The following is a 12,927-nucleotide window of genomic DNA, read 5'->3' as shown; positions in this document are numbered from 1 at the left end:
AGGAGAGGGCAGGGGCGGCCTGTGCCGGGCGTGGCAAAGGGGGCTCTGCCCCCCTTGAGCCTGCGGCTCAATTCCCCCCGGGATATTTTGGGCAATGAGAAGAGGGTGGGGGGCTGGCGAGGTGGGGAGCCTTGGACCTCCAAGCCCCGGCGGCGCCCCGGCTGAAAAGGAGGTCAACGGGGCGGTGGCGCCTGGGGTGCGTGCGGGTGGCGGGCGGCGCAGAGCGACCGCAGGGCGCGCGCCGCGTGGGGGCTGGGCAAGGGGCGCGTTTCGGGACAGAAAGGGGGATGATCGGGAAACTGGAAATGTTCATGGCCCTGGCCCGGGAACAGCATTTCGGCCGCGCCGCCGAAAGCCTCGGGATCACCCAGCCCAGCCTGTCCACGGGGATCCGCCAGCTGGAGGACCAGTTGGGGGTGAAACTGGTGCTGCGCGGCTCGCGCTTTGGCGGGCTGACGCCCGAGGGGCAGCGTGCCCTGGTCTGGGCGCGGCAGATCGTCGGCGACGCCCGGCGCCTGCGCGAGGAGATGCGCTTTGCCCGCGAGGGGTTGGCGGGGCACCTGCGCATTGCCGTCATTCCCACGGCGCTGACCTGGGCCTCGCGCCTGGCCACCAGTTTCCGCGCCAGCCATCCGGGGGTCGAGTTCACCATTCTCAGCCGCAACTCGGCCGAGATCCTGTCGATGCTGGAGAATTTCGAGGTCGAGGCGGGGATCTCCTATCTCGACAATGAACCGCTGGGTCATGTCTCGACCGCCTTCCTCTACCGCGAACGCTATGCCGCGATCTGTCGGCCCGATCATCCGCTGGCCGGGCGCAGGGTACTGGACTGGGCCGATTTCGCCGGGCAGGACATGTGCCTGCTGACCCCGGACATGCAGAACCGCCGGATCATCAACCGCGCCTTCCTGGAGGCCGGTGTGGCACCGGGCGCGGGGTTGGAGAGCAATTCCACCGTGGTGCTGGTCAGCCATGTGGAGGGGGCCGGTCTGGTGACCGTGCTGCCCGACGATCTGGCGGGCTTCCTGGTCTCGGGGCGGGATCTGGTGGCGGTGCCGGTGGCGCCTGATGCCGCCGGGCCCGCCGTCGGGCTGGTGGCCCCCTATCAGGAGCCGCACACCCCGGTGTTGCAGGCCCTGCTGGACACCGCCGAGCGGCTGGCCGCGCCCTGAGGCGTCCTCCTGTCGGGGGGCCGGAAGGGGCGCTCTGATGCTGCGGCGCGGCGGATACGGATCCGTAGTTTGATAGTCATCCTCTATCGAATGACGGAAATTCGATATTGATCCGAAATCACACTTTCGCCATGACTCCCCGACAAGCCAGCGAGGGGAGAAGAGCATGAACCCGCAGCCACGCGCGCCTGAGGCGCTGCCAGAGGTCGGAGAAGAGGAGATCCGGCCCCTGATTGATCGGAACATGCATCTGGAAGGGCCGCTGCTGCCGATGTTGCACGACATCCAGGCGGCCTTTGGCCATGTGCCCGAGGCGGCGGTGCCTATGCTGGCCTCTGCGCTGAACCTCGGGAAGGCCGAGGTGCACGGGGTGATTTCCTTCTACCACGATTTCCGCAAGGCCCCCGCCGGGCGCCATGTGCTGAAGATCTGCCGCGCCGAGGCCTGTCAGGCCATGGGCGGCGAGGCGATGGCCGAGCGTCTGCTGGAAAAGCTGGGGCTGGACTGGCACGGCACCTCTGCCGACGGGCGGCTGACGGTCGAGCCGATCTACTGTCTGGGCCTGTGTGCCTGCGGGCCGGCGGCGATGCTGGATGACACCCTGATGGGCCGCGCCAGCGAGACGCGCCTGATGGCGGCACTGGAAGGGGCGGAATGATGAAGATCTACCTGTCGATGGACAGCGCCGCCAAGGCGCTTGGATCGGAAGCGGTGGCAGAGGCGCTGGAGGCTGCGCTGGAGGCCCGGGGCGAGAGCGTCGAGGTGATCCGCGTCGGATCGCGCGGCATGGTCTGGCTGGAACCCCTGCTGGAGATCGACCGCGGCCAGGGCCGCGAGGCCTGGGGCCCGGTGGCCCCCGAGGACGTGGCGGGCATCCTGGCGGGCGAGGTCGAGAGCCTCGGGCTCACCGAAGAGATCCCCTTCCTGGCCCGTCAGACCCGGCTGACCTTCGCCCGCTGCGGCGTGATCGACCCGCTGTCGCTGCCCGACTACGAGGCCCTGGGCGGCCTTGCGGGCCTGCGCCGGGCCGCCACCATGACCGGCGAGGCGATGATCGACGAGATGAAGGCGTCGGGCCTGCGCGGGCGCGGCGGCGCGGGTTTCCCCACCGGGATCAAGTGGGACACCGTCCGCCTGGCTCATGCGGATCAGAAATACATCGTCTGCAACGCCGACGAGGGCGACAGCGGCACCTTTGCCGACCGGATGATCATGGAGGGCGACCCCTTCTGCCTGATCGAGGGCATGGCGATTGCGGGGCTCTGCACCGGGGCGACGAAGGGCTATGTCTACACCCGGTCCGAATATCCCGACGCCGTGGCGGTGATGCGCGAGGCGATTGTCCGCGCCCGCGCCGCCGGTGTGCTGGGCGATGACGTGCTGGGCTCTGGCCGGGCCTTCGACATGGAGGTCCGCGTGGGCGCGGGCGCCTATGTCTGCGGCGAGGAAACCAGCCTGCTGAACTCGCTGGAAGGCAAACGCGGCGTGGTGCGCGCCAAGCCGCCGCTGCCCGCGCTTGAGGGCTTCCTGGGCCGTCCGACCGTGGTCAACAACGTGATCAGCCTGGCCACCGTGCCGGTGATCTTCGAGAAGGGGGCGCAACACTACGCCGATTTCGGCCTGGGCCGGTCGCGCGGCACTATCCCGGTGCAGATCGCGGGCAACGTCAAATACGGCGGGCTGTTCGAGACCGCCTTCGGGATGTCCCTGGGCGAGCTGGTGGAAGAGATCGGCGGCGGCACGGCCTCTGGCCGTCCGGTGAAGGCGGTGCAGATCGGCGGCCCCCTGGGCGCCTATTTCAGCCGCGCGAAGTTCGACACGCCCTTCGGCTACGAGGAATTCGACGGCCAGGGCGGGCTGATCGGCCATGCCGGCGTCGTGGTCTTTGACGACAGTGCCGACATGCGCAAGATGGCGCGTTTCGCCATGGAATTCTGCGCCGTGGAAAGCTGTGGCAAATGCACCCCCTGCCGCATCGGTGCGGTGCGCGGGGTCGAGACGATCGACCGGATCGGCCAGGGGGACGTAGCGGCGGTCGAGCTGCTGACGGATCTTTGCGAAACCATGAAGGACGGCTCGCTTTGCGCCCTTGGCGGCTTCACCCCCTATCCGGTGATGTCGGCCTTGCAGGCCTTCCCCGAAGAGTTCGGGCTGGCCAAGGAGGCGGCGGAATGAGCGGGCGTTACGAAAGCGGTACGGGCGAGGGTCCAACCCCTCGCGCTCCCCAGAGTATTTTTGGCCCAGTGATGAGAGCGGGTCGGTGCCAGTGGACCAATGGGAGGAGCAAGGCATGAAGGATTTCATTATTCCCTGGGACGACAAGGACATGGGCACCCCCGCGAAAGAGGGCAAGCCCGTCCATCTGACCATCGACGGCGCCGCCGTGACCGTGCCTGCGGGCACCTCGGTCATGCGGGCGGCGGCGGAAGCGGGCCTGGATATTCCCAAGCTTTGTGCCAGCGACAACCTGGAGGCCTTCGGATCCTGCCGCCTGTGCGTGGTGGAAATCGAAGGGCGGCGCGGCACGCCTGCCAGCTGCACCACGCCGGTGCATGAGGGCATGGTGGTGCACACCCAGTCGGAAAAGGTGCGCAAGATCCGCAAGGGGGTGATGGAGCTTTACATCTCTGATCACCCGCTGGACTGCCTGACCTGTTCGGCCAATGGCGATTGCGAATTGCAGGACATGGCGGGCGCCGTGGGCCTGCGCGATGTGCGCTACGAGAGCGGGGCCAACCACTATGCCCCCTCGCTGGCGGGGATGCTGTCCAAGGGCGACCGCCGCGCCCAGGTGCCCGAGGGCGAGGCCAACCCGCAGTATCTGCCCTGCGACGAGAGCAACCCCTATTTCACCTATGACCCCAGCAAATGCATCGTCTGCAACCGCTGTGTGCGCGCCTGCGAAGAGGTGCAGGGCACCTTCGCCCTGACCATCGAGGGGCGCGGTTTCGACAGCCGGGTCTCGGCCGGGGCGGGGCTGGACGATTTCCTGTCGTCGGATTGCGTCAGCTGCGGCGCCTGCGTGCAGGCCTGCCCGACCGCGACCCTGCAAGAGAAATCGGTGATCGAGATGGGCGTGCCGCAACGCTCGGTCGTGACCACCTGCGCCTATTGCGGGGTGGGCTGTTCCTTCAAGGCAGAGCTTCAGGGCGACCAGCTGGTGCGCATGGTGCCGTGGAAGCACGGCCAGGCGAACCGCGGCCATTCCTGCGTCAAGGGGCGCTTTGCCACCGGCTATGCCGATCACCCCGACCGTATCCTGTCGCCGATGATCCGCGACAGCATCGACGAACCCTGGCGCGAGGTCAGCTGGGACGAGGCCCTGGGCTTTGCCGCCAGCAAAATGCGCGGCCTTCAGGCCAAGTATGGGCAGAAGTCGATCGGCGTGATCACCTCGTCGCGCTGCACCAACGAGGAAACCTTCCTGGTGCAGAAGCTGGCGCGCGCCGTCTTCGGCAACAACAACACCGACACCTGCGCCCGGGTCTGCCATTCGCCCACCGGTTACGGGCTGGGCCAGACCTTTGGCACCTCGGCGGGCACCCAGGATTTCGACAGCGTCGAGAAGACCGACGTGGTGCTGGTGATCGGCGCCAACCCGACCGATGCCCACCCGGTCTTCGGCTCGCGCCTGAAGAAACGGCTGCGCGCGGGCGCCAAGCTGATTGTCGTCGATCCGCGCAAGATCGACCTGGTGAAATCGGCCCATATCGCCGCCGACCATCACCTGCCCCTGCGCCCCGGCACCAATGTCGCCGTGGTCTCGGCCCTGGCCCATGTCATCGTGACCGAGGGCCGGGCGGATGAGGCCTATATCCGCGCGCGCTGTGACTGGGACGAATATCTGGCCTATGCCGATTTCATCCGCGATCCGCGTCACAGCCCCGAGGCCACCGAAGCCGTGACCGGCGTGCCTGCGGCCGAGCTGCGCGCCGCCGCGCGCACCTTTGCCACGGGCGGCAATGGCGCCATCTACTATGGCCTGGGGGTGACCGAGCATTCCCAGGGGTCCACCACCGTCATGGGCATCGCCAACCTGGCCATGCTGACCGGCAACGTGGGCCGTCCCGGCGTGGGCGTGAACCCGCTGCGCGGGCAGAACAACGTGCAGGGCTCCTGCGACATGGGGTCGTTCCCCCACGAGCTGCCCGGCTATCGCCATGTGAAGGGCGACGAGGTGCGCGGCATCTTCCAGAAGGCCTGGGGGGTCGAGATCGACCCCGAACCGGGCCTGCGCATCCCCAACATGCTGGATGCCGCCGTGGATGGCACTTTCAAGGGGCTCTACTGCCAGGGCGAGGACATCCTGCAATCGGATCCCGACACCAAGCATGTCTCGGCCGGTCTGGCGGCGATGGAATGCGTCATCGTGCATGACCTCTTCCTGAACGAGACGGCGAACTACGCCCATGTCTTCCTGCCCGGCTCCACCTTCTTGGAAAAGGACGGCACCTTCACCAATGCCGAACGCCGCATTAACCGCGTGCGCGAAGTGATGGCGCCGAAGGCGGGCTATGCCGACTGGGAGGTGACCCAGCTTCTGGCCAATGCCATGGGCGGCAACTGGAACTATACCCACCCCTCCGAGATCATGGCCGAGATCGCCCTGACCACCCCCAGCTTCGCCGGCGTCACCTATGACCTGCTCGAGGAAAAGGGTTCGGTCCAGTGGCCCTGCAACGAAGAGCACCCGGACGGCACGCCCTTGATGCATGTCGACGGTTTCGTGCGCGGCAAGGGGCGCTTCATCGTCACCGAATATGTGGCGACCGAGGAGAAGACCGGGCCGCGCTTCCCGCTTCTGCTGACCACCGGGCGGATCCTGTCGCAGTACAACGTCGGCGCCCAGACCCGGCGCACGGCGAACTCGGTCTGGCATGACGAGGACGTGCTGGAAATCCATCCCAATGACGCGGAACTGCGCGGCCTGAAGGATGGCCAATGGGTGCGCCTGGCCTCGCGCTCTGGCGAAACCTCGCTGCGCGCGAAGATCTCCGAGCGGATGTCGCCCGGCGTGGTCTATACCACCTTCCACCACCCCGACACCCAGGCCAATGTGATCACCACCGACTTCTCGGACTGGGCCACCAACTGCCCGGAATACAAGGTGACGGCGGTGCAGGTGGCGGCCTCGAACGGGCCGTCGGACTGGCAGGAGGAGTATAACGCCCAGGCCGAACGCGCCCGCCGGATCCTGCCTGCGGCCGAGTGATGGCAGAGCCGGTTCAGACCCTGCCGGGCCGCGCCATCGGCCAGGGCGGCGCGCGCGAGATCACCCGCGCGCTGCCCGAGGAATGGCCCGTGGCGCTGGTCTATGACGGCACCACCCAGGCGGTGATGATGTGCACACCGCAGGATCTGGCGGATTTCGCCCTGGGGTTCTCCCTCTCCGAAGGGCTGATCCGGGGCGCCGAAGAGATCCGCGATTTCGAACTGGTCGAACATGAGACCGGCTCGGAATGCCGGTTCTGGCTGGTGGCGGAACGGGGCGAGGCCCTGACCCGCCGCCGCCGCGCCATGATGGGGCCGGTGGGTTGCGGCCTCTGCGGCATCGACTCGCTGGATCAGGCGATGCGCCCGGTGCCCCAGGTGGGCCCGGGGCCGCGCTTTGACGCCGCCGAGATCGCAGGCGCCACCGCCGCCCTGCGCGCCCGGCAGCCGCTGCACGACCAGACCCGCGCGGTCCATGCGGCGGGCTTCCTGCTGCCGGGCCAGGGGCTGGTGCTGGCGCGCGAGGACGTGGGGCGGCACAATGCGCTGGACAAGCTGATCGGCGCGCTGACCCGCGCCGGGCTGCGCCCTGCGGACGGGGCCTTCGTGATGACCAGCCGCCTGTCGGTGGAACTGGTGCAGAAGGCCGCCCAGACCGGCTGCACCACCCTCATTGCGGTCTCCGCCCCCACGGCCCAGGCGGTGCGCCTGGCCCAGGGCGCAGGCCTGACCCTGGCCGCCTTTGCCCGTGGCGAGGGCTTTGACATCTACGCCCATGCGGAGCGGATCCGCGAAGGAGAAAGCCATGCCGTCTGACAGCGGACCCAATGCGAAACTCGTGATGATGGCGAACCAGATCGCCACCTTCTTCAAGACCCAGCCGGGCGAAGACGGGCCCGAACGCATCGCCGCCCATCTGAACGACTTCTGGGAGCCGCGGATGCGGGCGCAGTTCTTCGCCCATCTGGATGCGGGCGGCGCAGGCCTCGACCCGCTGGTCCTGGCTGCCGCCACCCATATCCGCCGCCCCGCCGAGGCCTGAGCCCCGCCCCGGCGCCACAGCCCTCAATCGGAGCGAAACCGCGCGCCGGGCATGGCCCGACCGGACCCATCCGGCGCGCCCCGACCGGCCGCCACCGGCCCCGACCCCGGGCCGCGACGTGCCGGACGTTTGCCAAAGGCCTGTTCCCCGGCCACGCGCCCGCGCGTACCCAAGGGCCACCGGGCACCCCGCCCCCTTTCTCATTGCCGAAAATATCCCGGGGGGAATTGAGCCCGCCAGGGCTCAAGGGGGGCAGAGCCCCCCAACTCTCCCCGTTCAGACCAGCCGCAGGATCCGCATCGCCTCGAAGATCGCCGCGTGGATGTTGCGGGCGGCCACCGCGTCGCCGATCCGCACCAGGTCGAACCCGGCCTCCGGGCGGCGCTGCGGGAAGGGATCGCCCTTGGCCTCGGCCAGGGCCTCAATCGACACTTCGCCGCCGTTGCGCGACAGGGGCTTCAGCTCGAAATACAGATCCTCCATCGGCAGGGTGCCGGCATTGACCAGCACCGCGTCGTAATGGGCTTCGGTGCTCCAGACGGAATACTCGGTGCCAATGGTGGCGCGCAGGCCGTTGCCGTCGCGGGCCAGCGCATCCAGACGCCGGGCGACGGTGAACTGCACCCCCTTGTCCTGCAACGCCCGCATGTAGGGGACAAAGTTCATCCCCAGGATCTCGGCCGACAGGCCCCGCTCGCGGTTCATGAATTCGACCTGACAGCCGAGGGCCACCAGCTTCTCGGCGGCCTGAAGCGCTGCGTGATCGGCGGCCTCGTCGTAGATCAGCACCGAGCCCGAGGGCTTGGCCTCGCCCGACAGCACCTCCCAGGCCGAGAGGGCCAGATCGGCGCCCTCGATCACCTCGGTATGCGGCAGGCCGCCGGTGGCCACGACCACCAGGTCGGGCGAAAGCGCCGTCACATCCTCGGCCTCGGCGAAACAGTTGAAGCGGAAGGTGACGCCAAGCGCCTCGCATTGCGCCATGCGCCAGTCGATGATGCCGATCATCTCGGCCCGGCGCCCCTGGGCCAGCAGGCGGATCTGGCCGCCGGGCTGATCGGCGGCCTCCAGCACCGTCACATCATGCCCGGCCTCGGCGGCGATGCGCGCGGCCTCCAGCCCGGCGGGACCGGCGCCCACCACCACCACCCTGCGCGGCGTGGCGGCGGGGGGCGTGGCGTGGGGATGGGTCAGCTCGCGCCCGGTGTGGGGGTTATGCACACACAGCGCGCCCCCCGAGACATAGACCCGGTCGATGCAATAGGTGGCGCCGACGCAGGGGCGGATCTCATCCTCGCGGCCCTCGGCGATCTTGGCCACGATATGCGGGTCGGCGATATGGGCGCGGGTCATGCCCACCAGATCCAGCTTGCCCTCGGCCACGGCGTGCCGGGCGGTGGCCACATCGGCGATGCGCGCGGCGTGGAAGGTGGGCAGGCCCACTTCGGCGCGGATCTTGCCGGCGAAATCCAGATGCGGCGCGGCGGGCGTGCCGCCCAGGGGGATGACGTCGGTCAGGTTCGGCTCATTATCCACCCGGCCACGGATCACGTTGAGGAAATCCACCATCCCCGAGGCCTTCAGCCGGTGACCGATCTCGATCCCCGTCTTCTCGTCGATGGATCCCGGATGCAGGTCATCGGCGGTATAGCGCACGCCCACCAGGAACTCCGGCCCGGTGCGGGCGCGGATCGCCTCCAGCACATCGAGCGAGAATTTCATCCGCGCGTCGAGATTGCCGCCATAGGGCGCCTCTAGCTGGTTCAGCTCACCCGACCAGAAGGCGTCGATCAGGTGGCCGTAGCATTCCAGTTCGATCCCATCCAGGCCCGCCTGCTGCATCCGCTCGGCGGCCAGGGCGTAGTCCTCGATGATGCGGGCGATGTCGAAATCTTCCATCACCTTGGGATAGACCCGGTGCGCGGGCTCCTTGCGGTTGCCCGGCGCCACCACCGGCAGCCAGTCTTCCACGTCGTAGCGGGTGCGCCAGCCCAGGTGGGTCAGCTGGATCATGACGGCGGTGCCATGGGCATGGCAGGCCTCGGTCAGCCTGGCCATCCAGGGCACCACCTCGTCCTTCCAGGCGGCCACGTTGCCGAAGGCCGCCGGGCTGTCGCGCGACACCACCGCAGAGCCTGCGGTCATCACCATGCCGACGCCGCCCTTGGCCCGCTCTTCGTGATAGGCGCGGTAACGGTCCTTGGGCAGGCCGTCCTCGGTATAGGCGGGCTCATGGGCGGTGGTCATGATCCGGTTCTTCAGCGTCAGGTGACGCAGCCGGTAGGGCTGAAGCAGGGGATCGCGAGAGGGGGTCTGACGGGCGGCAGTGGTCATTGGGTTGGTCCTGAAGTCTGGCAGTCGGAAGGGGGCGGCCCCGGCCGGGCGGCGATCCGGCAGGGCCGGGCGGCCCGGAGCCGAGCCAAGCACGGCGACCCCCGTCCTGCCAAGCCGCCCGTTCAGGCGCGTCGCCTCCACAGACACGAATTTCCGCCGTCCCGCCCCCGGGCGCCCGCCTTTTGCGCCTGCCGCCCGGGGCCGGGTTGGCGGAAATAGCCAAACAAAATACTCGGGATTGACTTGGTTGAGCGTTTTCGTCAGAAAAGCCGCAAAGGAGATCCCATGTCCCCCGCCTGCCGCCCCTGCCTGACGACCCGCCCCGCGCCGCGCCATCTGCCGTGCGCCGCGGCCCGCCGGGCCTGCGCGGCGCTGACCGGAGGCCCGGCTTTCGGAGGCGGGGCATGAGCGAGATGCGCGGCGCCGAGGCGGTGGCCAAGATTGCCACCCTGCCGGTTCATGAGGCCCTGGTGATCGGGGCCCTGCGCGCCCGTTGCGACGGGGCCGTGGCGCAAGAGACTTTCGTGGACGAGCTGGCGGGCCTGATGGGCCCGGCCAGTGCCGAACGGATCGAGGCGGCGCTGGATGGCTTCTTTGGCCTGGTGCTGCGCCACGGGCGCCGCGCGATCCTGCGCCATGGGGCCCGCTGTGCCTGCGTCGGCGCCGACGAGGCGGTGCTGGCCCATCTGGTGACCATCGCCACCAGCGGCGACGCCGAGGATGCCATGCTGATGGCCTGCCTGCTGGTGCGCGCCGACATGGCGCCCGCCGTGGTGTCCCAGGCGCGGATCCTGGGGCTGGAACTGCTGCGCGCCGCGCCTGATCGCCCGCCGCAGCGCACCGCGCCCGATGGCGCCACGCTGCACTGACCAAGACGCCGAGACACCCCAAAAGACCATGACCAAATTACCGACAGAAGGGACTTTCATGAACCGCATCCTCAAGGCCGCGCTGGCCACCACCGCCCTGGTCGCCACCCCCAGCCTGGCGGCTGCCGTGGAAAAGGCCGACGTGCTGACGACCTATGCCGACATCGCCGCTGCCGCCTATGGCGACAGCCTGACCACCGCCCAGGCGCTGCAAGCGGCTGTCGATACGCTGATCGCCAATCCCTCGCCCGAGGCGCTGGAAGCGGCCAAGGCCGCCTGGCTGGAGGCCCGCGTGCCCTACCAGCAGACCGAGGCCTTCCGGTTCGGCAATGCGATCGTCGATGACTGGGAAGGCAAGGTGAATGCCTGGCCGTTGGATGAAGGTCTGATCGACTATGTCGACGGCTCTTACGGTGGCGCCACCGACGAGAACGCCTATGCCGTTCTGAACGTCATCGCCAACCCGAGCTTCACCCTGTCGGGCGAAGAGGTGGACGCCACCGAGATCACCCCCGAACTGTTGGAAAGCACCCTGCACGAGGCCGATGCGGTCGAGGCCAACGTGGCCACCGGCTATCACGCCATCGAATTCCTGCTCTGGGGCCAGGACCTGAACGGCACCGACAAGGGTGCGGGCAACCGTCCCTGGACCGACTATGCCACCGGGGACGACTGCACGGGCGGTAACTGCGACCGTCGCGGCGCCTATCTGAAGGCGGCCACCGATCTGTTGGTTTCCGACCTGGACTGGATGGCCGGCCAGTGGGCCGAGGGCGGCGAGGCGCGTGAGGTGCTGATGGCCGACCAGGACGCGGGCATCGTGGCCATGCTGACCGGCATGGGCAGCCTGTCCTACGGCGAACAGGCGGGCGAGCGGATGAAGCTGGGCGTGCTGCTGAACGACCCCGAGGAAGAGCATGACTGCTTCTCGGACAACACCCACAACTCGCACTACTACGACGGGCTGGGCATTCGGAACGTCTACTTCGGCAGCTACACCGGCGTTGACGGCACCGTGACCTCGGGCGCCTCGCTGTCCGATCTGGTGGCCGAAGCCGACGCCGATGTGGACGCCACCCTGAAGGCCGACCTGGGCGACACGATGTTCAAGCTGGCGACGCTGAAATCGGCTGCCGAGGCGGGCTTCAGCTACGACATGATGCTGGAGCGCGGCAACGAGAAGGGCGAGGCCCTGATCATGGCCGCCGTCGATGCCCTGGTCGAGCAGACCAAGGGGATCGAACGCGCCGTCGCCGCGCTGGATCTGGACCAGATCGGCTTCGAAGGCTCGGACAGCCTGGACAACCCGGACGCCGTTTTCGAGTGATCCGACCCAAGTGATCCCGGCCGGGGCGGTGCGCCGCCCCGGTCATCTGCCCAAGCCTCTGCCAAGGACGCCCGCCATGATGGTCTGCCACTGCCACTCGCTGACCGATCGCGACATCCGCGCCGCCGTCGACTGGATGCGCGCCGCCGACCCCGAGACGATCATCACACCCGGTAAGGTCTACCGGGCATTGGGGAAAAAGGCCGAATGCGGCGGCTGTCTGCCGCTTTTCATGGACACCATGCGCGATTGCGATAGTTTCGAAGTACCAGACATTCTGCGCGGTTTGCGCCGCGCACCGACAAAGGAGACTTCGGATGAAAGGCGACGCAAAGGTCATCGAGTACCTTAACGCAGCGCTGCGCAGCGAGCTGACGGCGATCAACCAGTACTGGCTGCACTACCGGCTGCAAAAGGACTGGGGCTATGGCAAGATCGCGGCCAAGTCCCGTGAGGAAAGCATCGAAGAGATGCACCACGCCGACAAGCTGGTCGACCGGATCATCTTCCTGGAAGGCCACCCGAACATGCAGAAGCTCGACTCGCTTCGCATCGGCGAAAACCTGAAAGAGACGCTCGAAGCCGACCTGGCCGCCGAGCACGAGGCCCGCGCCCTTTACAAGGAAGCCCGCGAATATTGCGAGAGCTGCGGCGACTACGTCACCAAGAACCTCTTCGAGGAGCTGATGGCGGACGAGGAAGGCCATATCGACTACCTCGAAACCCAGCTGGAGCTTTACGCCTCGATCGGCGCCGAGAAATACGGGTTGCTCAACGCCTCTTCGGCGGACGAGGCCGAGTAAGCGCCCCAGGCGATGCCCTAGGCGATGTATTGACAGGGGGAGGCCCATTTGGGCCTCCCCTTTGCGTTTGGTGATGTGGGGGGGGGGCGTCGCCCGGTGGGCGATACGGAGACGGGGGGGGGGGGGGGGGGGGGGGGGGGGGGGGGGGGGGGGGGGGGGGGGGGGGGGC

General features: G+C 68.2%; 11 protein-coding genes. 10 read left to right on the top strand and 1 reads right to left on the bottom strand.

Translation table 11 applies throughout. The features are described from left to right. The first annotated feature begins 287 nt into the window (after positions 1-287). From ACRARE_RS19115 to ACRARE_RS19090, 6 genes are all read left to right on the top strand, one after another. Positions 288-1,172: a LysR family transcriptional regulator gene (locus tag ACRARE_RS19115; RefSeq protein ID WP_432658072.1), complete on the top strand. Its 885-nt coding sequence runs from the start codon at positions 288-290 to the stop codon at positions 1,170-1,172. Between the two features lie 166 nt (positions 1,173-1,338). Further along, a complete protein-coding gene (locus ACRARE_RS19110) occupies positions 1,339-1,830 on the top strand; it encodes a formate dehydrogenase subunit gamma (RefSeq protein ID WP_432658071.1) in 492 nt (163 codons plus the stop codon). Further along, the gene (locus ACRARE_RS19105; RefSeq protein WP_432658070.1) at positions 1,830-3,347 is read left to right on the top strand and encodes an NADH-ubiquinone oxidoreductase-F iron-sulfur binding region domain-containing protein; all 1,518 of its coding nucleotides are present in this window, start codon (positions 1,830-1,832) and stop codon (positions 3,345-3,347) included. Before ACRARE_RS19110 ends, ACRARE_RS19105 begins: the two co-directional genes overlap by 1 nt. A gap of 115 nt (positions 3,348-3,462) precedes the next feature. Next, the gene (gene fdhF / locus ACRARE_RS19100) at positions 3,463-6,384 is read left to right on the top strand and encodes a formate dehydrogenase subunit alpha (protein WP_432658069.1); all 2,922 of its coding nucleotides are present in this window, start codon (positions 3,463-3,465) and stop codon (positions 6,382-6,384) included. Further along, positions 6,384-7,199, top strand: coding sequence for a formate dehydrogenase accessory sulfurtransferase FdhD (gene fdhD, locus ACRARE_RS19095; protein ID WP_432658068.1), 816 nt, complete (start codon positions 6,384-6,386; stop codon positions 7,197-7,199). The genes fdhF and fdhD overlap by 1 nt, the downstream gene beginning before the upstream one ends. Then, positions 7,189-7,425: a formate dehydrogenase subunit delta gene (locus tag ACRARE_RS19090; protein WP_432658067.1), complete on the top strand. Its 237-nt coding sequence runs from the start codon at positions 7,189-7,191 to the stop codon at positions 7,423-7,425. The genes fdhD and ACRARE_RS19090 overlap by 11 nt, the downstream gene beginning before the upstream one ends. 276 nt (positions 7,426-7,701) lie before the next feature. On the opposite strand, the gene ACRARE_RS19085 is transcribed toward ACRARE_RS19090, so the two are convergent. Further along, complete coding sequence (locus ACRARE_RS19085; RefSeq protein ID WP_432658066.1) at positions 7,702-9,759, bottom strand: oxidoreductase; 2,058 nt, start codon at positions 9,757-9,759, stop codon at positions 7,702-7,704. Between the two features lie 404 nt (positions 9,760-10,163). On the opposite strand from ACRARE_RS19085, the gene ACRARE_RS19080 reads away from it, so the two are divergent. From ACRARE_RS19080 to bfr, 4 genes are all read left to right on the top strand, one after another. Next, entirely contained in the window at positions 10,164-10,628 is a 465-nt protein-coding gene (locus tag ACRARE_RS19080) for a hypothetical protein (protein WP_432658065.1), read from the top strand. Positions 10,629-10,686: 58 nt separating this feature from the next. Beyond that, positions 10,687-11,955 carry an imelysin family protein gene (locus tag ACRARE_RS19075; protein ID WP_432658064.1) on the top strand — a complete coding sequence of 423 codons (1,269 nt, stop codon included), beginning with the start codon at positions 10,687-10,689 and terminating at the stop codon, positions 11,953-11,955. Between the two features lie 76 nt (positions 11,956-12,031). Then, positions 12,032-12,307: a (2Fe-2S)-binding protein gene (locus ACRARE_RS19070; protein WP_432658063.1), complete on the top strand. Its 276-nt coding sequence runs from the start codon at positions 12,032-12,034 to the stop codon at positions 12,305-12,307. Then, entirely contained in the window at positions 12,273-12,758 is a 486-nt protein-coding gene (gene bfr, locus ACRARE_RS19065; RefSeq protein WP_432658062.1) for a bacterioferritin, read from the top strand. Before ACRARE_RS19070 ends, bfr begins: the two co-directional genes overlap by 35 nt. The last annotated feature ends 169 nt before the right edge of the window (positions 12,759-12,927 follow it).

The sequence above is a fragment of the Pseudooceanicola aquaeponti genome, from assembly GCF_050897975.1.
Classification (GTDB): Bacteria; Pseudomonadota; Alphaproteobacteria; order Rhodobacterales; family Rhodobacteraceae; genus Pseudooceanicola.
The sequence above is the reverse complement of the archived record's forward strand: the minus strand, read 5'-3'. Positions and strand labels throughout refer to the sequence as shown.

What these genes read in the sequence shown, in the direction of transcription:
- ACRARE_RS19115 (WP_432658072.1), top strand. Translation starts at nt 288, where the DNA reads ATGATCGGGAAACTGGAAATGTTCATGGCCCTGGCCCGGGAACAGCAT.
- ACRARE_RS19110 (WP_432658071.1), top strand. Translation starts at nt 1,339, where the DNA reads ATGAACCCGCAGCCACGCGCGCCTGAGGCGCTGCCAGAGGTCGGAGAA.
- ACRARE_RS19105 (WP_432658070.1), top strand. Translation starts at nt 1,830, where the DNA reads ATGAAGATCTACCTGTCGATGGACAGCGCCGCCAAGGCGCTTGGATCG.
- ACRARE_RS19090 (WP_432658067.1), top strand. Translation starts at nt 7,189, where the DNA reads ATGCCGTCTGACAGCGGACCCAATGCGAAACTCGTGATGATGGCGAAC.
- fdhD (WP_432658068.1), top strand. Translation starts at nt 6,384, where the DNA reads ATGGCAGAGCCGGTTCAGACCCTGCCGGGCCGCGCCATCGGCCAGGGC.
- ACRARE_RS19080 (WP_432658065.1), top strand. Translation starts at nt 10,164, where the DNA reads ATGAGCGAGATGCGCGGCGCCGAGGCGGTGGCCAAGATTGCCACCCTG.
- ACRARE_RS19070 (WP_432658063.1), top strand. Translation starts at nt 12,032, where the DNA reads ATGATGGTCTGCCACTGCCACTCGCTGACCGATCGCGACATCCGCGCC.
- bfr (WP_432658062.1), top strand. Translation starts at nt 12,273, where the DNA reads ATGAAAGGCGACGCAAAGGTCATCGAGTACCTTAACGCAGCGCTGCGC.
- ACRARE_RS19085 (WP_432658066.1), bottom strand. Translation starts at nt 9,759, where the DNA reads ATGACCACTGCCGCCCGTCAGACCCCCTCTCGCGATCCCCTGCTTCAG.
- fdhF (WP_432658069.1), top strand. Translation starts at nt 3,463, where the DNA reads ATGAAGGATTTCATTATTCCCTGGGACGACAAGGACATGGGCACCCCC.
- ACRARE_RS19075 (WP_432658064.1), top strand. Translation starts at nt 10,687, where the DNA reads ATGAACCGCATCCTCAAGGCCGCGCTGGCCACCACCGCCCTGGTCGCC.